The organism is Streptomyces sp. NPDC048420 (assembly GCF_040651535.1).
In the GTDB taxonomy this organism is placed as follows: domain Bacteria; phylum Actinomycetota; class Actinomycetes; order Streptomycetales; family Streptomycetaceae; genus Streptomyces.
This window is the reverse complement of the sequence record NZ_JBEZKG010000011.1, coordinates 73,424-93,639: the sequence shown is the minus strand read 5'-3', so window position 1 is coordinate 93,639 and position 20,216 is coordinate 73,424. Positions and strand designations below refer to the sequence as shown.

Genomic DNA, 20,216 nt, shown 5'->3' with positions numbered 1-20,216 from the left:
GACGTTCCCGGGACGGGTGTGCCATGCACGCCCGAGGTGTTTCCAGGCGGGTCGGCCGGCTCCGGGTGCGGGTCGTCCCTGTACGCCGAGGACCCGCAGCATCCGGAAGAAGTAGGCGCGGCAAGTTGCGCGTAGCGGCACCGCAGCCGTACCCGCTGCACTCGCCGGACTGTGAGCGGTTGTTACGGCGTGGAGAACAGGCCGGGCCCCGGACGCGCGGGGCCGTCGGTGCGGGCGCCGTTGGTGACCCGCAGGAACTCCAGCTTCTCCGCGTCGGCGGAACCCGCGGCCACCGTGTAGACGACGAGCCGGATGTCGCACCCTGGGACGCTGAGCACATCGCAGTCGCAGATCACCTCACCCACCTGGGGGTGTACGACGGTCTTGCGGGCCGAGACGTGCGGGCCGACCGTGCCCTGGTCCCACAGGCGGGCGAACTCGGAGCTGGTGGACCGCAGTTCCTCGACGAGGTCGGTCAGGCCGCGGTCGCGGGGGTAGTCGACGAGTGCTGTGCGCAGGTCGGCGACGAGGGCGGGTTTGAGGGCGTCGCCGTCCTGGAGCACGGGCCAGGACGCGAGCCCGCTGGGCCCTGTGGCGAAGACCGACCGTGCCAGGTTGCGCTCGTGGTGTGTCCGTGCGCTGGGGTCGCCCATCAGTACCGACCATGCGGGGGTCCAGGACAGCAGGGTCCAGTCGGCGCTGAACACGCCCACGGGGAACTCCCCGAGGCGGGCCAGCATCCGTTGGACCCCGGCCGGCACATGCGTGGACACCGTTCCCTCCTGGGGAGGCAGGAGGCCTGCCAGCCGGTAGGCGTGATCGCGCTCCAGGGGCTGCAGTTGCAGTGCCCTGGTCAGGCTCGCGACGACCTGCGCCGAAGGGCTTGTGGCGCGGCCCTGTTCCAGGCGGACCACGTAGTCGACCGACAGCCCGGCGAGTTCGGCCAGTTCCTCGCGTCGCAGACCCGTCGCGCGTCGTCCGGGCCGTGAGGTCAGTCCGACGTCGGCGGGAGAAAGGCGGTCGCGCCAGCGGTGCAGTGCCGTGCCCAGGGTCTCGTCCACTGGGCCATTGTGTCCGCCTGGCCGTCGTCGTGCCTGGTACTGGCTGTCCTACCGTCGCGGAGAGCACTGGTTGTCCTCTCGTCACGGGCCGAGAGTGAACGCATGACGACAACATTCATCACCGGAGCCAACAAGTCCCTCGGGTACGAGACCGCCCGCCGCTTGATCGAGGCCGGCCACACCGTCCTCCTCGGAGCGCGTGATCCGGAGCGGGGCCGGGCGGCCGCCGATGCACTCGGCGCCCGTTTCGTACAGATCGATGTGACGGACGACGCGTCGGTGGCCGCGGCCGCCGCCGAAATCGAGGCTCGCGAGGGGAGCATCGACGTCCTGGTCAACAACGCCGGCGTTCTCGGAACGCACAGCCCGGCCGACCGGATCACGGCCGCTGACGCCGTGCAGGTGTTCGAGGTCAATGTCGTGGGGATCGTCCGGGTGACACACGCGTTCCTGCCTCTGCTGCGCAAGTCCGCGAGCCCGGTCATCGTCAATGTGTCCAGCGGCATGGGGTCGTTCGCGGCCACGCACGACCCCGGGCGCGTCGAGTCGAGGAACCTCGCGCCGCTGTACACGGCGTCCAAAGCCGCGGTGACCATGCTGACCACGCAGTACGCGAAGTCCTGGCCGGAGGTGAAGGTGAACGCGGCCGATCCGGGTTACACCGCGACCGACTTCAACGGGCACAGTGGGCCGCAGACGGTGACCGAGGGGACCGACGCGATCGTCGAACTCGCCACCATCGGGGCGGACGGCCCGACCGGGACCTTCCGTGACCGTCATGGTGAGGTGGCCTGGTGAGCCGCCGCTGAATTCGGGGCGTGGCCGGCACGGACGGGCGAAGGCGGGGGCGGGAGTCGACCGGGATGCCGCCGAGGTGCCCCCTTTCCGGCTCGGCGGCGTGCGGGCTGGACGCAGCGGCCCAGGCCTGGGACATCGCCCTACCGCCCCGGGTTGAGTGGAGGGGCACCGGCGCGGTTCTCGTACAAGCATCCGAAGCGAGGGCGGTTAGCTCGTCGTCCTGCAAGTCCGATCCGACCTGAAGGAGATCACTCAAGGAGCGGCCCGGTCCTCGCGTTCCCGCACCAGCTCGCCCAGCCGCCGTTCCAGGTCCGATCCCGGCTTCACGAGATACGACACCAGGGTCTTGTCGTCGTCCGCGACATGCATCTTGATGTACTCCAGCTCGATCACACCGAGCAGCGGATGGTTGAGGGTGCGCGGCTTCGGGACGAACGGGGCCAGCTCCTTGAGCTGCCACAGCCGGACGAAGTCGGGGCTGGACTCCTCGAGGGCGTCGAGGAGTTCGACGACGTCCGGATCGAGGATGCGCTCGCCCACCTGGGTCCGGAACAGGGCGAGGGTGTACGAGGCCTCTTCCTCCCAGTTCTCCGACATCGCCCGCACCTCCGGGGAGGTGAAGGTGAGCCAGAGGACGTTCCGGCGCTCGTCGGGGAGGGCGCCCAAATCACCGTAGAGCAGCTCGCATCCCTGGTTCCAGGCCAGGATGTCGAAGCGCCGGTTGACGATGAAGGTCGGGTTCGGGTTCAGATGGGTGAGCAGCAGCTCGTACTGCGTGGGGAGTTCGGGGCGCGGCGGGGCGCTGCCCGGCGGTACCTCGTCGGCCAGCCGGAACAGGTGGTCGCGCTCCACCGGGTCCAGGCCGAGTGCGGTCGCGAGACTGCCGAGCACCTGCCGGGAGACGCGGATGTCCCGCGCCTGCTCCAGCCACGTGTACCAGGTGATGCTGAGGCCGGCGAGCGTGGCGACCTCCTCACGCCGCAGCCCCGGTGTGCGCCGGTGGCCGATGACGGACAGCCCGGCGTCCTCGGGCTTGCGTCGCTCACGCCGACTGCGGATGAACTGGGCCAGCTCACGCCGCTGTTCCTGCGTACTCACCTGATCCCCCTCGACTTTCCTTGCCGTCGACCAGCCTAAAGGTCAGGGCGCACACGGCTCTGTTCGGCGAGGTCGTCGCGTTGTTGAAGGAGGAGGGCGCGCAGGACATCACCGTCCACGGCGATGGCATCAGCGCCGAGGCCGACGCCTCGGCGCTCCGGGCCCCTGGGGGTGGCCCCGCTCTTCAGCCCAGGCACGCCGACCGGAGACCTCGTCCGGTGAGCCAGGCCTTCGACGGACTCATTCCGCGGGCCAGCCGTCCCGCCCCGCCAGATGCAGCACGAGGGCCGCGATGTTCCACGCGTCGTCCTCGCCGCGGTGATGGCGTCCTTCGAGCGGCAGCCCGGCGATGTCCAGGGCCTGGGCCATCCCGGGTCGCTTGCGCAGGCCGTGTGCCTCGGTGAAGACCGCCTTGGCGTTGGTGTGGCGGTGGCCGAAGGGATACGGCGTCCGCGTGGCCCCGCACTGGCGGGTGAACTGGTGACGGTCGTAGTCGCCCCAACTCGCCCAAGGGCGGGCACCGGACGCGTGCTCGGCGGCCAGCAGCCGACAGGCCTGACCGAACGACAGACCCCCGTCCACCTCTTCCTGCGTGAGGCCCGTCAACTCGGTGCAGAAGTCGCTGACTTCGGACCGGAAGGGTCGTACCAGGATCCGGTGCCGGGCGACGCGTTCGGCGCTCGCGAGGTCCACGACGGTCAGTCCGATCTCGATGATCTCGCTGATCGCGCCCGGGGGAGGGGAGCCGGGCCAGCACGTGGCTTCGACGTCCACGACGTTCAGGAGGCGCATGACGGAACCGTAGGGGCACGGATGTGTGCGAGTCATCTCGTTTTCCCTGCACAGAGGTTCGAGAGGGGTGGTGGAATCCGGTGTTCCATATGAGGGTGCTGTGAATTTCCGATGCGCTTGAACACGGAGGGCCCGGCATCCGTATGGGGCGAGGGATTTGCATGCCCGCAGAGCCGACACGCGCAGGAGTATTTCCGTGGGACGAAGCAACCGCAGACGCCCGACAGGCGCACGACGTGCGACCTTTGCCGCAGTAGCCCTCATGCTCGGGGGTGGTGGCCTGGTCGTGGCGAATGTGTACGCCTCCGCCACGGAAAGCGGCACGCCGCAGCAGACGTCGTGGGGAGCCGTCACGATCGACTGCCCGGACGTCGGCGACACGCTCACCAGCGTGCCCGACGGTTCGAGGGCGGACGTCGACAGGGAACTCGCCCTGCTGGACCAGCAGGTAGCCGAGGCCTACCAGCAGCTCCAGGACCCGTCGGTGCAGGACCAGGAGTCCGCGCAGAGCCGCATCGTCGACCCGCTGCAGGAGAACCGCGCCGACACGATCGGGCGCATCGCCGCCGCCCTGGAACGCTCGGGAGAGCGGCCGGAGGGACTCGACGGCATGGCCGGCTGCACCCTGCGCGCGACCGAGAACGAGAACGCTGACGGTCAGGACCAGCAGCAGGGTGAGGGGCAGGGCGACCAGCAGGGCGACGGCCAGGACCAGGGCGGTCAGGACCAGGGCGGTCAGGACCAGGGTGGCGAGCAGCAGGGCAACGGAGGGCAGGCCGGAAACGGCCCCGTGGCCGCCGACTACGCCGACATCACCACCGCCCCGCCCGCCGCGCAGGCCCCGAACCCCCAGGGCGACGCCTCCCGCGGCACCTTCGTCACCAGCTGCGGCGTGAATGCCAACGGTCTGTTCAACTCGGACAACGTCATCGTCGCCCCGGGCGTCTCCAACGGCGCCCACCACTTCCACGACTACATCGGCAACCAGTCCAACACCGCCTTCGCGAGCGACCAGGACCTGGCGAACGCCGAGACGAGCTGTGTCGACCAGGGCGACAAGTCCACGTACTACTGGCCCGTGATCCGGCTCCAGAACGGAACGCAGGAACAGGACGCCAACTCGCCCGGCGGCGGTATCGAGGGCAACGCGGGCGAGATCGTCACCCCCGAGGACGTGACCCTGACGTTCGTCGGCAACCCCCGCAGCCAGGTCACCGCGATGCCGCGGCTGCTGCGCATCATCACCGGTGACGCGAAGGCCTTCGTCAACGGCACCGCCAATGCCAACGCGTCGTGGAGCTGCACCGGGTTCGAGGACCGGCAGCTGAAGGACAAGTACCCGCTGTGCCCGCAGGGCAGTGACGTGGTGCGCACCTTCAAGTTCCAGAGCTGCTGGGACGGCCGCAACATCGACAGCGCCAACCACCGCACCCACGTGGCGTTCGCCCAGAACGACGGCACCTGCCCCGACGGTTTCGAGGCCATCCCGCAGCTGGTGCAGCGGATCGTCTACGACGTCGACGCGCCGAGTCTCAATGACGGCGGCCGTACGACTCCGCTGTTCGCCGTCGACTCCTTCCCGGAGCAGGTCCACAAGCCTGTCACCGACCACGGCGACTTCATCAACGTCTTCGACGAGAACCTGATGAACGAGATGGTCGACTGCATCAACTCCGGCCGTCAGTGCGGCGCGGGGACGGGCCAGGACGACCCGGGCAACGGCGGCGACAACGGCAACGGTGGCGGTGACAACGGCAACGGCTCCGAGCCCGACCCCGACCCCGGCGCCGGCCAGGCCCCGGGCACCGGCGGCGACAACGGCGACGGTGGCGACAACGGCGACGGTGGCGGCGACAACGGCTCAGTGGAGAACCCCGGAAACGCCGACGAGCCGCAGCAGCAGCCCACGCCGACCACCGAAGCCCCCGCCGGCGACGAGTCGACCGCACCGGCCGACAACGAACCGAAGACCTACAGCTCACCCACCGCCCACAGCACCACCGCACCCTCGCCCGCGAACAACGGCGACGAGCAGGCGGCCCAGGACGACACCGCGACCGACGACCCCGGAACCGGTACGAGCGCAGTCGTGGCGCAGCCCCCGGTCGCCGCCCAGCCCCAGCCCCAGGGCAACCAGGGCAGTCTCGCCGAGACCGGCACCCAGCTGTGGCCGGCGGCGCTCGGAGGGATCCTCCTGATCTCCGGGTTCGTTCTGCTACGACGCACCAGCCGCCGCTCGATGTGACGCCGAACGCAGGAGGGCGGCGGTGCCGGGCATTGCGCCCCGCCCTCCCTCGAAAATTGACGTGGGCCATTCCTTATCCGGGAAACCGCTGAACAAGGGCGATGACTGATCCACCTCGGAGCGAATTCAGCGTGCGTTTCGACTTCCCTGCCACTGGTCCGTATGCAGCAGTACGGGAAGCAGGGGGCCGCGCCTCCCGGTGAGGCTTGACGGGCCGTGACCTCTCACTTCCCGGAGCCCCCATGCCACTGCGCCAAACCCGTCTGCGAGCGGCGTCCGTCGTCGCCGTCTGCCTCGCCGCGCTGTCCCCGGCGACAGCCGGTGCCGCCACGGACCCGTCGGGCCACCAGATACTCCAGCGTCAGCTCGAAGACTTCGTGGCCCGCCCCGGCGGCCCGCCCGGAGCCATCGCCGTCCTGCGGACCGAGCACGGCACCCGAGTGGTGCGCGCCGGTGTCTCCGACGTCCGCACGGGCCGGCCGCCCCAGGTCGACGACCACATGCGGATCGCGAGCACGGCCAAGGCCTTCAGCGGGGCGGTGGCCCTCACCCTCGTCGACCACCGCGCGCTGAGCCTGGACGACACCCTGGGCAAACGCCTGCCCCAACTTCCTGATGCATGGGCCGCAGTGACGCTCCGTCAGCTCCTCAACCACACCAGCGGACTGCCGGACTACTCCCAGAGCACCGCGTTCCGAGACGTGCTCCTGGCCGACCCGCGCCACCGCTTCGACTCCCGCCGGCTGCTCGACTACGTCGCCGGCGAGCCCCTGCGCTTCGAGCCGGGCAGCCAGTACCGCTACTCGAACTCGGACAACATCGCCGTCGCGCTCATGGCGGAAGCGGTGACCCGGACACCGTACGAGGAGCTGCTGCGCAAACTGGTCTACGCGCCGCTGCGCCTGCACTCCACCAGCCTCCCGCAGGGCTACCGGATGCCGGAACCCTACCTCCACGGCTACGTGGTGGACCCGCCCGCGCCCCCGGAGGACGTCAGCGAGGTCATCGGCATGTCCGGTGTCTGGGCCTCCGGAGGGATCGTCTCCACTCCGGCGGACATGACCCGCTTCATCCGCGGCTACGCGGGCGGTCGGCTCTACGGCAGGAAGGTCGTGGAGCAGCAGCGGGAGTGGATCGAGGGTGCGTCCGAGCCCGCCGGACCGGGCCGCAACTCGGCGGGCCTGGCCATCTTCCGGTACGAGACGAGATGCGGTGTCGTGCTCGGCCACACCGGAAACACGCTCGGTTATACGCAGTTGATCGCGGCGACCCCCGACGGCCGCCGTTCACTGACCTTCTCGGTCACCACCCAGATCAATCAGGCCGCCGACGCCGCACAACTGGAGAGAATGCGCACTCTTCAGGAAAACTTTGTCTGCGCATTGTTGCGTGGCAACGGGAAATAGGAGTTGGCGGCGGCCGCGGTGATTCAACTCACCGTTATTTCCCAGGTGTCGACGGCGTAATGGACCGACATTCCGTGGCGGGCGTACAACTCGGGGGCGCCGGTGGTGTTCTCGGTGTCCACGCCGAGGCCCACCGTGTCCCGCCCGCGGGCGGCGAACGCGGCGAAGGCCTGCCGTAGGAGCAGTCCGCCGAGGCCCCGCCCGCGGGCCTCACGTGCGACCCCGAGGCTGCGGATCCATCCCATGGCCTCGCGGTCGTCGCGGGCGATCAGGAAGCCGACGTCCCCGAGGTCCTCGGCGGAGACCAGCCACACCAGGGACCAGTCGAGCCGGTCGGCGTCGATGTCGTGCAGCCACTGTTCGTACGCGCGCGGCTGGAAGTCGAAGTGCTGGGCGAACGTGGCCTGGTAGAGGGCGTGGGCCTGCTTGCGGTCCGCCTCGTCGGAGCAGGCCCGCACCCGGATGCCCGCGGGCGGTTCGGGGGTCAGGTCCTCGACAGCCCGCAGCGGCCGCTTCAGCACGTGATAGCGGCGTACGACCGACCAGCCCCGGGCGCGGATCAGCGCGAGGTCGGTGGTGGGCGCCGAGTTGAGATGCAGATGGAGCACGGCCTTCGAGGCGCCGTTCGCCCGCGCCCTCTCCAGGGACCTGGACTCCACCGCCTCCAGGAGCAGTTCGCCGGCGTGCTGGTGGTCGGGCAGTACGTAGTGGTCGGCGTCGATGCGCTCGCCCTGCGAGTCGTCCCACACCAGGGCGTACGCCACCAGGCGCGGTCCGTCGAAGGCCAGCCAGGAGTCGCGGTCCAGGTCGACCTCGGGGTGCTTCAGGTCGGCCTCCACCGTGTGCAGATCGGTCTCGGCCCGCCCGATCTCGATGAGGTCGATCGCGTTGAGCAACTCGGTGACGGCCGGCGCGTCGGCCGGCGCGGCAGGGCGCAGGAGATAGGGCATGGGACCAGGGTCCGGGCCGGGTCCGACGGCCGCAAACGAGTTTTTGCCTGGCCGGGAGAAAGCGTTCTCCACGCCTTGGTAGGGTGCGCGTGTTGATCATGAACGACCGCGCCCACCTCCGGTGGAGTCGGCATCGGCCCATGAGGCCTTGCTGCGGGATCTTTGTGGAGAGTCGTCAAGTGTGCCCTCTGATACGCCTGTTGACACTGTGACGACTGATAAGATCATTCCACTTTTCAGTAGGCTGACGGCGCGTCATCGACGCGTACGGGGGACAGCCAAAACGGCCCCATCGTGAAGGAGTGACGGTTGGTCCGCCGGTAAGGCCCGCGCACACACGACGGCGGGCAATTCCGGGGGTCCCATGCACGGTCAGTCTCCCGACGCGAGGCGACTTGAAGAGAGTCTCATGACGTCATTGTTCGAAGATCCACTCGTGTGGGTCCTGCTCGTGGTACTCATCGCTGCGGTTCTCGCAGTGATGCGCGCACGGAGAACCAACATCCAGCTCCGCGCGAACAACAACAAACTGCACGGTGACATGGCGACCGTGCGAGGTCAGCTCGCCGAGCTCCAGACGACCTACTCGTCGGTGAGCTCGCGGCACGCCGCGGATCTGGAAGAGGTGCGCAAGGACGCCGAGTCGGCCACCAAGGCGACCCTGAAGTCGGCGGTGGGCACGCTCGCCACCCTCGCCGAGGAGCAGCTGTCCCTGCTCGACGGACTCCAGCAGAAGTACGGCGACGACCACGCGGTCCTCGCCGACCTGATGCTGGTCGACCACACCGGCAGCCAGTTCAGCCGCCGTACCAAGGGCATCTCGGTGCTGTGCGGCGGCTGGCTCGGCCGACGCGACCGGGACGCCTCGGTGTACGACGTCGCCCGCAGCGCCCAGGGGCGCATCCGCGACTTCGAGCGGGTCAACGTCCACTCCCAGGCGAGCGTCGCGATCACCAGCCGGGCGGTCGAACCGGTCGCCATGGTCCTGGCCGAACTCCTGGACAACGCCACCAAGTACAGCGCCCCCGGCACCCCCGTCGAGATCAACATCCAGGCCGTCCCCACCGGGATATGCCTGATCGTCGACGACGCCGGTCTCGGCATGGATCAGGAGACCAAGGCCCGTGCCGCGTCCCTCCTGACGGCGGGCGGGGCCGTGGACATCACGAGCCTCGGCGACCCGCCCAAGTTCGGCTTCGCCCTCTCCGGGAAGCTCGCCGCCCACTACGGATTCCACGTCTCCGTCGACGCGGTCTCCCCGTACGGCGGTGTGCGTGCCGTGATCCGCGTGCCCGAGAACCTTCTGACGGCGGACGTGCCCGCACCCGCGCCCGTCGTGCTCGACGACCTGGAGGGCGAGCCCGCGGCGGCCAAGCCGGCCCCGGTCGCCTCCCTCGTCGTCGGCCAGACGGCCGGAGGCCTCCCCAAGCGCCGCCGGCGCCGCAACGGCTCCGTCTCCGTCGTGGCCACGCCCAGCGCGGAGGTACCCGACCTGGACGCGGCCGGCGAAGAGACAGCCTCGCGGCTCAAGGCATTCGCTCGCGGAACCCTGCTCGGGCGGGACTCAGACAACACGGAAGGACCTCAGAACCAGTGAATCCCGATCTGTCGTGGGTGCTGAACGACGTGCTCGAGGTGCGCGGAGCCCGCCACGCGATCCTCGTCTCGGCGGACGGCCTGCTGATGCAGCGGTCAGACGGCATCGTCCGTGACGACGCCGAGCGCAACGCCGCCGCGATGAGCTCCCTGCAGTCCCTGTGCCGCAGCGTCGCCCCCTTCGTGGGTGGCGGCAAGGGTCTCTGGAAGCAGACACTGATCGAGTTCGACGGCGGATGGATCTTCCTCATCGCCGGGGGCAGCGGCTCCTACCTCGCCGTCTCGACCGCCCTGGACGTCGACATGGAGGCCATGTCGATCCGGATGCAGAAGACGGTCGGCGCGCTGACCAAGGCGATGAGCGCCACGCCGCGCCAGAGCACCGGCGTAGACGCATGACTTGGCCAGGCGAGGACGCTCCGGTAACCAGCGACTTCGTCCGCTCCTACGTCATCACGGGCGGCCGTCGTCTCCCCTCCGACGACGACCTGGCCCTGCACACGCTGGTGTGCCTGGCCCCCGACCGGACCCCGCCGCTCGGGGCCGGCCCCGAGGTGCGGGCCATCTGGGAGCTCTGTTCGGGCGGCTACCTGTCGGTCGCCGAAGTAGCCGGTCACCTGGGACTGCCCGTCGGCGTGGCCCGACTGCTGCTGTCCGATTTATTCGAACAGGGGCACCTCCTGCGCCGCGCTGAACCGGCCCCCGCCCAGCACGTTCCCCGAGCGATACTCGAGAAGGTTCTGCATGGACTCGAAACCCTCAACATCGGCTGACCCCGGGGCGAACGGCTCCATCTACGTCTCCGCCGAGGTGACCACCGCCGCGAAGATCCTGGTGGTCGGACACTTCGCCGTGGGCAAGACGACCTTCATCGGGTCCCTGTCGGAGATCACCCCGCTGCGCACCGAGGAGAAGATGACCCAGGCGTCGATGCACGTCGACGACCTGCGGGGCGCCCCGGAGAAGGCGACCACCACCGTGGCGCTGGACTTCGGCCGGCTGACGCTGAGCGACGAGCTGGTGCTGTACCTGTTCGGCACCCCCGGACAGCAGCGCTTCATGCAGCTGTGGGAGGACATGGCCCGCGGCGCGCTCGGCGCCCTGCTCCTGGTCGACCCCTCGCGGCTTGAGGAGACGTTCCCGGTCATCGACCTGATCGACGAGTACGGCCTCGAGTACGCGATCGCCGTCAACACCTTCTCGCAGACCAGCCACTTCGAGGAGGACGAGATCCGCGAAGCGCTCGACCTGCTTCCGGACACTCCCGTCATCTACTGCGACGCCCGCGACCAGCGCTCCTCCGCCCGGGCCCTGATCGCCCTCGTCCGTCACCTGCTCGACCGCGCCGCCTGAACCACCACCCCCCGCCCGGACCGCACGGTCCGGGCCACCAAAGGACACAGACATGGACGTTCACGACACGGCCGCCACCGGTGCGGCCAGATGCCCCATGTACGACGGCTCCTTCGCCGCCGACCCGCAGAAGGTCTACGACTACCTGCGGGCGCACGGACCGGCCGGCCCGGTAGAACTCGCCCCCGGAGTCGACGCCACCCTGGTCGTCGGACACGAGACGGCCCTGCGCGTGCTGCAGAACCCCGGCCTGTTCGCGCGCGACGGCCGCCGCTGGACCGCCCTCAACGACGGCCGGGTCCCCCTCGACAGCCCCGTCCTGCCGATGATGGCCTACCGCCCCAACTGCCTGTTCACCGACGGCGCCCAGCACCTCAGGCTGCGCAAGGCGGTCACCGAGAGCCTCGACCGCCTCAACGTCACCCGCATCCGCCGCGACGTCGAGCCGATCGCCGCCTATCTCATCGACCAGTTCAGCGAGCGTGGCCGGGCGGACCTGATCAACGACTACGCCAAGCTGCTGCCGCTGCTGCTGTTCAACAAGCTCTTCGGCTGCCCCGCCGCCATCGGCGACCGGGTCACCAGCGCGATGGCCGACATGTTCGACGGCAAGGACGCGCTGAAGGCCAGCGACGAACTCACCGCCTGCTTCATGGAGCTCATCACCCTCAAGCGCCGCGAACCGGGCGACGACATCACCTCCTGGCTCGTCCAGCACTCGGCCGGTCTCACCGACGAGGAGCTCAAGGACCAGCTGGTGATGCTGATCGGCGCGGGTGTGGAACCCACCCGCAACCTCATCGCCAACTCCCTGCTCCTGCTCCTCGGCCCGGAGGGCGAGGACGGCCCGAGCATGCAGATCGAGGACGCCCTCGACCACGTCCTGCTCAACAACCCGCCCATCGCCAACTACGCGACGCACTTCCCGGTGCAGGACGTCGACCTCGGCGGAGTCGTGGTTCAGGCGAACTCCCCCCTGGTCATCAGCTTCGCCGGAGCCAACAGCGACCCCGTGCTCACCGCGTCGGGCCAGGCCCACAGCCGGGGCGCCCACCTGGCCTGGGGCGCGGGCCCGCACGCCTGCCCGGCCAAGAGCCCGGCTCAGGTCATCGCGGTCACGGCCATCGAGCAGATCCTCAACGCGCTGCCCGACCTGGTCCTGAGCGCCCCCGCCCAGGAACTGGAGTGGCGTCCCGGCCCGTTCCACCGTGCACTGGCCGCCCTCCCCGTCCAGTTCGCCCCCACCCCGGCCACCCGGATGGCATCGGCGTACGGCGTACCCACAGCGCCCCGCCCGTCCGTGGTCCAGCAGCCCGTACCGGCGGCACGCGTCCCCGCACCCGCGGCGCAGAAGCCGGCCAAGAAGGGCTTCTGGAGCAGCTTCCTCGAGATCTTCCGTGTGTGACGACTTAAGCCCCGCCACCAGGTGCCGGAGAGCGGACTGACGGTTTCGCAAGTCCCCTCTCCGGCACCTGCGTTCGTTCGGGGGACAGATCGGCTCTCGCGCGCCCGAAAGGCCCTCCTTCGGGCAGAATCGACTCCCGTGCAGCACAGCCGGCAGCGCGAGGAGCGGCGCATGGAGTACTACGACCTCGGCTCCCACGGCCGACCCGTCACCACCGACTCCGCCGAGGCCCAACTCTGGTTCGACCGGGGCCTGGTGTGGACCTACGCCTTCCACCACGAGGAGGCCGTGGGCTGCTTCGAGAAGGCGGCCGCCGCCGACCCGGACTGCGCGATGGCCCACTGGGGCATCGCCTACGCGCTGGGCCCCAACTACAACAAGCCCTGGGAGTTCTTCGACGACCGGGACCTGGCCCGCACGGTCGAACGCACCCATACGGCCGTGGAGTCGGCGCACGAGAAGGCGGCCGCCCGGGCCACCGTCGTGGAGCGGGCACTGATCGGCGCCCTGCGCGCCCGCTATCCGCAGGCCGAGCCCGCCGAAGACTGCGCGGTGTGGAACGCCCCGTACGCCGATGCCATGCGCGCGGTCCACGAACTCGCCCCGGACGACGCCGACGTGGCCGCCCTGTACGCGGACGCGCTGATGAACCTCACCCCCTGGGAACTGTGGGACCTGCGCACCGGTGAGCCGGCCGCCGGAGCGCGCACCCGCGAGGCGCGGGCGGTCCTGGAGCGGGCCCTCACCGGGGCCACGGGCCGCACACACCCGGGAGTCCTGCACCTCTACGTCCATCTGATGGAGATGTCGCCCACCCCCGAACTGGCCCTGTCCGTGGCTGACCGGCTGCGCGGTCTGGTCCCGGACGCGGGGCACCTCCTGCACATGCCCTCGCATCTGGAGGTGCTCTGCGGTGACTACCGGCGGGTCGTGTCGGACAACAGCGCCGCGATCGCCGTGGACGAGAAGTTCCGGGCCCGGGCCGGCGCGATGAACTTCTACACGCTGTACCGCTCGCACAACTACCACTTCAAGATCTACGGGGCGATGTTCCTGGGCCAGTCGGAGGTCGCGCTGGAGACCGCTGCTGAGCTGGAGGAGTCGATCCCGGAGGAGTTGCTGCGCGTCGAGAGCCCGCCCATGGCCGACTGGCTCGAAGGGTTCCTCGCGATGCGCGTCCACGTCCTGATCCGCTTCGGCCGCTGGACCGACATCCTGGACCTGCCGCTGCCCGCGGACCCACGGCTGTACTGCGTGACCACCGCGATGCTCCGCTACGCGCGCGCAGTGGCCTGGTCCGCCCTCGGCCGCGTCACCGAGGCGGAGGGCGAGCGAGCCCTCTTCCACGAGGCCGTCACCAGGGTCCCCGAGTCCCGGATGCTCTTCAACAACACCTGCGCCGATCTCCTGGCCATCGCCTCCGCGATGCTCGATGGCGAACTGGCCTACCGCAAGGGCGAGTTCGACACCGCCTTCGCGGCACTCGCCAGGTCGATCGAGCTGGACGACAACCTGCCCTACGACGAGCCCTGGGGCTGGATGCAGCCCACCCGCCACGCCTACGGTGCCCTCCTGCTCGAACAGGGCCGCATCGCCGAGGCGGAGGCCGTCTACCGTGCCGACCTCGGTCTCGACGACACCCTCCCGCGTCCGCAGCAGCACCCGGGCAACGTGTGGGCGCTGCACGGACTCCACGAGTGCCTGGTCCGCGGCAAGAAGGACGGGGAGGCGCGGATCATCGCCCGGCAACTGCGGATCGCCGCCGCGCTGGCCGACGTACCGGTCGAGGCGTCGTGCTTCTGCCGTCTGGACACCGGTCCGGCCGGGGCCCCGGGGTGTTGCGGATAGGCTTCCGTCAACAGGGCGACGGAATCAGGGAGTTACATGCTGAACACGGGCGACTTCATCGCGGACACCTATGCGCTCGGCACGGGAACCTGGACGATGACGCCCGTCGCCCGCGGCGCCCTCGGACAGATCTGGAAGCTGTCCGGGAACGGCACCGCGTGGGCGGTGAAGGAACTCCTCTTCGAGAAGGACGAGCCGGACGCCGGCGCCGAGTCCGCACTGCGCGACGCGGCCGAGACCCTGGGCATCTCAGCGCCGCGCCTCCTGCCCGACCGCACCGGGTCCCAAGTCGTACGACTCCCCGAAGGCTCCTGGGCCAAGCTGTACGACTGGGTGGACGGCACCCCGGCCGACCCCACGGACCCGGAGATCCTGAGCTGGTGCGGCCGTACGCTCGCCATCCTGCACCGGGCCGGAGAGGGCGCGAGCGAGACACCGGACGGCTGGTACGAACGGTGCAACCAGGAGTCCGACTGGGCCGAACTGCTCGGGAGGGTGGAGCGGGCCGGGTTGCCGTGGGCGGGGGAGCTGGGCCGGTTCGTCGCCACGCGGGCCGTCGAGTTGGCGCGGCACGTGTCGCCGTCGTCCCCCGGTGACGTGGTGATCTCGCATCTCGACATGCGGCCGCAGAACGTCCTGGTCGGCCCGGCCGGACCGGTCCTTCTCGACTGGGACAACGCCGGGCCGATCTCGGCGGAGCGGGAACTCGCCCGTGCGGTCTACGTGTGGTCGGGCGCGAATCACTTCGACGCCGATGCCGCGCGGCGAGTGGTGCGCGCCTACCGGGACGCCGGGGGTCCCGCGGTGATCAAGAACCTCGACGCCTTCTCGATGCTCTTCGCGACTGACCTCAACTACGTCTACGTACAGGCCGATTGCGCGGTCGATCCGGCCGTGACCCCCCAGCAGCGGGATTTCGCGAGCCGTGAGACCGTGGCCGCGCTGGGAAGGCTGCCGGACCTGGCCGCCGTCACCCGCCTCGCGGAGGCCGTGGAGGCCGAGTGGTGATCCCCGGCCTCCAGTGAGCCGCCATCCCCTGTGGGGGGCCGTCGAGTTCACGCCGGCCTGGCATGTGGTGCTGGTGCTGCTCGCCAAGGTGGTCCTGCCTCCGCTGGCACCGTCCTGGTTTCCCGGTCTGGGCGCGACCGTGGTCAACGCGGTCTGCTGCGCGGCCGTTTGGGTCGTCCTGTGGAGATGGGGATGGTTGCGCGCGAGCGGGGTCGCCGTGCTGGGCCGACTTCGGTGCTGGTGGCTGGCCCTGCCGATGTTCCTCGTGGCCTGCTCGTACGCTGTGGCAGGCATGGAGGGGCGTACGACCGTGCTGGTCAGCGGTCTGGTGACCCCGCTCGGCGCGATGCGGGCGGCGATCGGCGTCGGTTTCCTGTTCGGAGTCGGCCTGTTCGGGTTCACCTGCGCGGGACTGCGGTACGCGATCGGCTCGGTCTGGCCGATGGTCGCCGTCCACGGGCTGGACGACTTCTCCACGTCTTCCACGCCGGGTTCGGTGTGTGGCTGCTGCGCCACTACGGCACCGGTGACGCCCATGTGACGCCGGGCGCCGGCCCTACGAACCCCGACGAGCGCCCCGAACAAGCGGGGGCGCTCGACTGACAACCAGCTGCTAGGCCGTCCGCGGGCGCGGAGGCCGGGTTCTTGACGCAGCGGTGCGATCAGGCGGGGCGGATGTTCTCCGCCTGGGGGCCCTTCTGGCCCTGGGTGACGTCGAACTCGACCTTCTGGCCCTCCAGCAGCTCGCGGAAGCCCTGGGCGGCGATGTTGGAGTAGTGGGCGAAGACGTCGGGGCCGCCGCCTTCCTGCTCGATGAAGCCGAAGCCCTTCTCGCTGTTGAACCACTTGACAGTGCCCTTGGCCATGACCGTCTCCTTCGAGGGAAACCGGGCCGCACCCTGCGTGCCCGGGAGGTGATCGCCCTGGTCCGGAGAGGCGCTCGAAACGCAAGAACGCCCGTGATGGCGATCACGGGCGAACGGGACTTCGGAACCACGACTGCTGATCACGACGCTACACCTCGGGGGTGGCAGCCGCTACCGAGAAGCCGCCCGCTGTGCGCCGTCGGCGGGTTCGGCGCGGGTGGTGTGGTCGGTGTCGACGTACGCCCAGCGGAAGGTCGCGCCGCAGTGGAATGCGTGCTGTCCTGGAAGCATCCGCAGGAGGACTCGCCGATGCGTCACAGCCGGACTTCCGCCTTCGCTTCCGCCAGGACGCCCACGCCGACCGGACCGGGCGGAGGCCTGCTGCCGACGCGGGATCTCGCGGCCGCCTGGCTCCTCGTCGTCCTGATCGCGGCGCCCGCCTGGGCGCTGACGATCGGGCAGGCCCGGAACATGGGGGTCGAGCCCGGCACGATGGGGATGGCGCTGCCGCTGTTCCTGCTGCTGTGGGTGACGATGATGGCGGCCATGATGCTCCCGTCCATGGCGCCGGTGGCCATCACCTGGGTGCGCGGGATCGGCCGGCAGTCCTCCGGTTGGACGCGGACCTGGCGCACGGTCGAGTTCGTGGGCGGGTATCTGCTGGTGTGGACCGCCTTCGGACTGTTCGCCTACGCGGCCCTGGCCGTCACCGGCAACCTGGTGGACGACCATCCGACCGCCGGACGCTGGATCGGCGCTGTGGCGTTCCTGCTCGCCGGCCTGTACCAGCTCGGCCCCCTCAAGTACGTCTGTCTGCGGCACTGCCGTGACCCCATGAGCCACCTGGTGCGCTACGCCGGGTTCCGGCAGCCGGCCCGCGACCTTCGGGTGGGTGTCCATCACGGCGCGTACTGCGTCGGCTGCTGCTCGGGGCTGATGGTCGTCCTGATCCCGCTGGGCGTGATGAACGTGGCGGCGATGGCCGGACTGGCCGTGGTGATCTTCGTGGAGAAGCTGTGGTCCCGTGGCCCGTTGCTCGGCCGACTCGTGGGCGTCGCGTTTCTCGTGCTGGCCGTGCTCGCGCCGTTCCAGGACTGGCTGCTGCCGGGGCTGCAGGGGTCGATGCCGTCGATGGACGGCATGTGACTCAGGACCGACCACTCAGTCAGGACCACTCCAGTCGAACGGGAAGTGTTTGCTCGACTTCCCCGAGCGTTCCCAGGAGAAGCCGAAGGCGTCGGCGCGGTCGGCGGTGGCGCGTCCCCAGGTGGCGACCTGGCCGGGCCCGACCTCGGCGCCCGGGGCGTTGTGGACCTGGACGCGTGCTCCGTCCGGTGTCGTCGGGCCGGTGAGCGCCTCTGCGGTGGCCGTGACCTTGCCGGGTACCTCGGCTCTCCAGGTGGCGAGGTCCTCGTCGATCTCCACGTGGACGGGGGCGAAGTCCATGCCGCGCATCTCGGGGTGGAACATCTCCCCGAACCGCGCCGGCCATCCGCCCGCCTCACCGCCGAAGATGGCACCGAGTGCACCCCGCTGCTGCTCGTCGGCGCGCTCGTCGAGGTAGACCGCGGCGTATGCCTCGGTGTGCGTGCCGGCCCAGACGTTGCCGACGAAGGAGCCGAGCATCAGCACGTTGAGATCGTCGAGCCGCACGTCGCCGAAGCTGCCTTCCCGGATGTGCCAGACCAGCACGCCTTCGCAGTCGCCGTAGGTCGGTGGCTGCGCGAACGTGCAGGGGCAGGGAATGGCGCACTTGCACACATCGAACCAATCGCCGGCCAGGCGCCAGCGCGTACCGGTGGTGACCTGCTCCGTCATCTCGCTTCCCTCCTGCCGAGCCCGAAGGGGCTCACTCGGAGTGGCGAGACCGCGTGTCCCGGGCCCGCACCCGGGATGGCGAGGCGGCCTCCATTCCAGCTTGCGCCTCTCGCCCCGGCAGGGGAACCCGGCATCGACATCTCCCGCCCGGTGGCCACCGGGCCACCGGTGCGGCGGCCACTGTGCAACACGGTGTGGAGGACGACCGGCGCGAGACCGGCCTTGTCGGGCTGCTCGTCGCGGGCGGCGTACCCCCGTACTTCCGTCGTCATCGGCCTGTGCAACCTCCTCGTCCGGCGCCCCGGCCTCGCTCCACAGACCGCCGAGGCCCTGGCCCTCGGCGGCACCGTGACCGGGGAGCACGGAGTGGGCCTGCTCAAGCGGGACGGGCTGCGCACGGAGGTCGGCCCCGAGGTGATGGCCCTCAAACCGCGCGGCCAAGGACGCCCTCGACCCGCGCGGCCTGCTCCACCCGGGCAAGGTGCTGGGCCTGCGGGCACCGCTCGGCACCCGGCACTAATGTCGTGGACATGAGTGATGAGTCCCTGCGTTCCGTCACCGTCGAGCGCACCAGCACCGGCCACTTCGTCGCCACCAACACCCGCGGCGGCACGATCACCTTCGCCACCGGCGGCGACAGCGAGTTCACGCCGGTGGAACTGCTCCTCGCCGCGCTCGGCGGCTGCTCGGCGGTGGACGTCGACATCGCCACCAGCCGGCACGCCGAGCCCTCGTCCTTCTCCGTCCAGGTGACCGGCGACAAGATCAACGACGAGCTCGGCAACCGGCTGACCGACCTCGCGGTCACCTTCAGCGTCACTTTCCCGGACGGTGAGGGCGCGGACCGGGCGCGGACGATCCTGCCCCGGGCGGTGAAGACCTCCCACGACCGCCTCTGCACGGTGAGCCGCACCGTGGAGATCGGTACGCCCGTCACGACGACGGTCGAGGACGTCTGACCGCTGCGTAGCCTGTCCCCGTGTCAGCCTCCCGCCTGCGTCGCGTCGCGGTACTCGTCCTCGAAGGTGCGAAACCCCTCGATGTCGGCATCCCCGCGCAGGTGTTCACCACGCGCGCGAGCATGCCGTACGAGGTACGGCTGTGCGGCGCGGCCCCCGGACTCGTCAGCGGTGGCGACGGGCTGTCGTACCACGTCGCCCACGGCCTGGACGCGCTCGCGTGGGCGGACGTCGTCTTCATCCCCGGCTACCGGTTCCCGGACCGCGAGGACCCGCCGTCCGCCGTAGTGGAGGCGTTGATCGCCGCTCATGGCAGGGGCGCGCGGCTCGCCGCCATCTCCACGGGCGCCTTCGCTCTCGCCGCGACCGGCCTGCTCGACGGCCGACGCGCCACCACCCACTGGCACTACACGAGAGCCCTCGCCGCGAAGCACCCCCTCGTCCGGGTCGACGAGAACGTGCTCTTCGTCGACGAGGGCAGCGTCCTGACGTCGGCCGGCGCCGCCTCCGGCATCGACCTGTGCCTGCACATCCTGCGCGGCGACCTCGGCGTGGCCGCGTCCAACCACGCGGCCCGGCGCCTGGTCGCGGCCCCCTACCGCAGTGGCGGTCAGGCGCAGTACGTGCCGCGCAGCGTGCCCGAGCCGCTCGGCGAGCGCTTCGCCGCCACCCGGGAATGGGCCCTGCACCGACTCGACGAACCCCTCACCCTCGACCTGCTCGCCCGGCAGGCCGCGGTCTCGCCGCGCACGTTCTCGCGACGGTTCGTCGAGGAGACCGGATACACGCCGATGCAGTGGGTGATGCGCGCCCGTATCGACATGGCGCGCGAGCTGCTGGAGCGATCGGAGCGCAGTGTCGAGCAGATCGCGACCGACGTCGGCCTCGGCACCGGCGCGAATCTGCGGACACACTTCCAGCGGATCCTGGGCACGACGCCGAGCGAGTACCGGCGCACCTTCACCCGAGGCGAATAGCGCCCACGGTCCCTGGCGCGTTGGCGCGATCCTTTT

At 70.1% G+C, this 20,216-nt stretch carries 21 protein-coding genes and 1 pseudogene; 15 read left to right on the top strand and 7 right to left on the bottom strand.

Annotation, left to right across the window (positions count from 1 at the left end; translation table 11 throughout):
• Positions 1–182: 182 nt before the first annotated feature.
• Positions 183–1,061: a helix-turn-helix transcriptional regulator gene (locus tag AB0D34_RS21545; protein ID WP_362663673.1), complete on the bottom strand. Its 879-nt coding sequence runs from the start codon at positions 1,059–1,061 to the stop codon at positions 183–185.
• Between the two features lie 102 nt (positions 1,062–1,163).
• Here AB0D34_RS21545 and AB0D34_RS21540 point away from each other — a divergent pair, with 102 nt between their 5' ends.
• A complete protein-coding gene (locus tag AB0D34_RS21540) occupies positions 1,164–1,859 on the top strand; it encodes an SDR family NAD(P)-dependent oxidoreductase (protein WP_362663671.1) in 696 nt (231 codons plus the stop codon).
• A 252-nt stretch (positions 1,860–2,111) separates the two neighbouring features.
• Here AB0D34_RS21540 and AB0D34_RS21535 read toward each other — a convergent pair whose 3' ends face one another.
• Together AB0D34_RS21535 and AB0D34_RS21530 are read right to left on the bottom strand one after the other, a co-directional pair.
• Entirely contained in the window at positions 2,112–2,957 is an 846-nt protein-coding gene (locus tag AB0D34_RS21535) for a helix-turn-helix transcriptional regulator (protein WP_362663669.1), read from the bottom strand.
• A gap of 240 nt (positions 2,958–3,197) precedes the next feature.
• On the bottom strand, positions 3,198–3,749 hold the full coding sequence (locus tag AB0D34_RS21530; RefSeq protein WP_362663667.1) for a 3'-5' exonuclease: 552 nt from the start codon (positions 3,747–3,749) through the stop codon (positions 3,198–3,200).
• Positions 3,750–4,011: 262 nt separating this feature from the next.
• Between AB0D34_RS21530 and AB0D34_RS21525 the strand changes: the two genes are divergently transcribed.
• Positions 4,012–5,994: a DUF1996 domain-containing protein gene (locus AB0D34_RS21525; RefSeq protein WP_362663665.1), complete on the top strand. Its 1,983-nt coding sequence runs from the start codon at positions 4,012–4,014 to the stop codon at positions 5,992–5,994.
• Positions 5,995–6,236: 242 nt separating this feature from the next.
• Complete coding sequence (locus AB0D34_RS21520) at positions 6,237–7,400, top strand: serine hydrolase domain-containing protein (protein WP_362663663.1); 1,164 nt, start codon at positions 6,237–6,239, stop codon at positions 7,398–7,400.
• 23 nt (positions 7,401–7,423) lie between these two features.
• Here AB0D34_RS21520 and AB0D34_RS21515 read toward each other — a convergent pair whose 3' ends face one another.
• The gene (locus AB0D34_RS21515) at positions 7,424–8,350 is read right to left on the bottom strand and encodes a GNAT family N-acetyltransferase (RefSeq protein WP_362663661.1); all 927 of its coding nucleotides are present in this window, start codon (positions 8,348–8,350) and stop codon (positions 7,424–7,426) included.
• Between the two features lie 409 nt (positions 8,351–8,759).
• Between AB0D34_RS21515 and AB0D34_RS21510 the strand changes: the two genes are divergently transcribed.
• The 8 genes from AB0D34_RS21510 (at position 8,760) to AB0D34_RS21475 (ending at position 16,101) form a co-directional block, all read left to right on the top strand.
• Positions 8,760–9,947, top strand: a complete 1,188-nt coding sequence (locus AB0D34_RS21510) for an ATP-binding protein (RefSeq protein ID WP_362663660.1) — start codon at positions 8,760–8,762, stop codon at positions 9,945–9,947.
• A complete protein-coding gene (locus tag AB0D34_RS21505; protein ID WP_020117320.1) occupies positions 9,944–10,345 on the top strand; it encodes a roadblock/LC7 domain-containing protein in 402 nt (133 codons plus the stop codon). Before AB0D34_RS21510 ends, AB0D34_RS21505 begins: the two co-directional genes overlap by 4 nt.
• Positions 10,342–10,719, top strand: a complete 378-nt coding sequence (locus AB0D34_RS21500) for a DUF742 domain-containing protein (RefSeq protein ID WP_362663658.1) — start codon at positions 10,342–10,344, stop codon at positions 10,717–10,719. The genes AB0D34_RS21505 and AB0D34_RS21500 overlap by 4 nt, the downstream gene beginning before the upstream one ends.
• Entirely contained in the window at positions 10,691–11,299 is a 609-nt protein-coding gene (locus AB0D34_RS21495; RefSeq protein ID WP_028807646.1) for an ATP/GTP-binding protein, read from the top strand. The genes AB0D34_RS21500 and AB0D34_RS21495 overlap by 29 nt, the downstream gene beginning before the upstream one ends.
• Positions 11,300–11,351: 52 nt before the next feature.
• Positions 11,352–12,704, top strand: coding sequence for a cytochrome P450 (locus AB0D34_RS21490; protein ID WP_362663656.1), 1,353 nt, complete (start codon positions 11,352–11,354; stop codon positions 12,702–12,704).
• A gap of 171 nt (positions 12,705–12,875) precedes the next feature.
• Positions 12,876–14,552, top strand: coding sequence for a hypothetical protein (locus tag AB0D34_RS21485; protein WP_362664144.1), 1,677 nt, complete (start codon positions 12,876–12,878; stop codon positions 14,550–14,552).
• 36 nt (positions 14,553–14,588) lie between these two features.
• A complete protein-coding gene (locus AB0D34_RS21480) occupies positions 14,589–15,560 on the top strand; it encodes an aminoglycoside phosphotransferase family protein (protein WP_362663654.1) in 972 nt (323 codons plus the stop codon).
• A gap of 13 nt (positions 15,561–15,573) precedes the next feature.
• On the top strand, positions 15,574–16,101 hold the full coding sequence (locus AB0D34_RS21475) for a hypothetical protein (RefSeq protein ID WP_362663653.1): 528 nt from the start codon (positions 15,574–15,576) through the stop codon (positions 16,099–16,101).
• A gap of 121 nt (positions 16,102–16,222) precedes the next feature.
• Here AB0D34_RS21475 and AB0D34_RS21470 read toward each other — a convergent pair whose 3' ends face one another.
• Together AB0D34_RS21470 and AB0D34_RS21465 are read right to left on the bottom strand one after the other, a co-directional pair.
• On the bottom strand, positions 16,223–16,426 hold the full coding sequence (locus AB0D34_RS21470) for a cold-shock protein (RefSeq protein WP_362663651.1): 204 nt from the start codon (positions 16,424–16,426) through the stop codon (positions 16,223–16,225).
• A gap of 171 nt (positions 16,427–16,597) precedes the next feature.
• Positions 16,598–16,744, bottom strand: a complete 147-nt coding sequence (locus tag AB0D34_RS21465; RefSeq protein ID WP_362663649.1) for a hypothetical protein — start codon at positions 16,742–16,744, stop codon at positions 16,598–16,600.
• On the opposite strand from AB0D34_RS21465, the gene AB0D34_RS21460 reads away from it, so the two are divergent.
• Complete coding sequence (locus tag AB0D34_RS21460; RefSeq protein WP_362663647.1) at positions 16,736–17,572, top strand: DUF2182 domain-containing protein; 837 nt, start codon at positions 16,736–16,738, stop codon at positions 17,570–17,572. The genes AB0D34_RS21465 and AB0D34_RS21460 overlap by 9 nt on opposite strands.
• Before the next feature lie 15 nt (positions 17,573–17,587).
• Here the strand turns inward: AB0D34_RS21460 and AB0D34_RS21455 are convergent, their stop codons facing one another.
• Positions 17,588–18,244: a DUF1326 domain-containing protein gene (locus AB0D34_RS21455; protein ID WP_362663645.1), complete on the bottom strand. Its 657-nt coding sequence runs from the start codon at positions 18,242–18,244 to the stop codon at positions 17,588–17,590.
• Positions 18,245–18,319: 75 nt separating this feature from the next.
• Between AB0D34_RS21455 and AB0D34_RS21450 the strand changes: the two are divergent.
• From AB0D34_RS21450 to AB0D34_RS21440, 3 genes and pseudogenes are all read left to right on the top strand, one after another.
• Positions 18,320–18,622: pseudogene (locus AB0D34_RS21450) on the top strand (hypothetical protein); the annotation flags it as partial.
• Between the two features lie 152 nt (positions 18,623–18,774).
• Complete coding sequence (locus AB0D34_RS21445; RefSeq protein WP_362663643.1) at positions 18,775–19,203, top strand: OsmC family protein; 429 nt, start codon at positions 18,775–18,777, stop codon at positions 19,201–19,203.
• A gap of 20 nt (positions 19,204–19,223) precedes the next feature.
• Positions 19,224–20,180: a helix-turn-helix domain-containing protein gene (locus AB0D34_RS21440; protein ID WP_362663641.1), complete on the top strand. Its 957-nt coding sequence runs from the start codon at positions 19,224–19,226 to the stop codon at positions 20,178–20,180.
• The last annotated feature ends 36 nt before the right edge of the window (positions 20,181–20,216 follow it).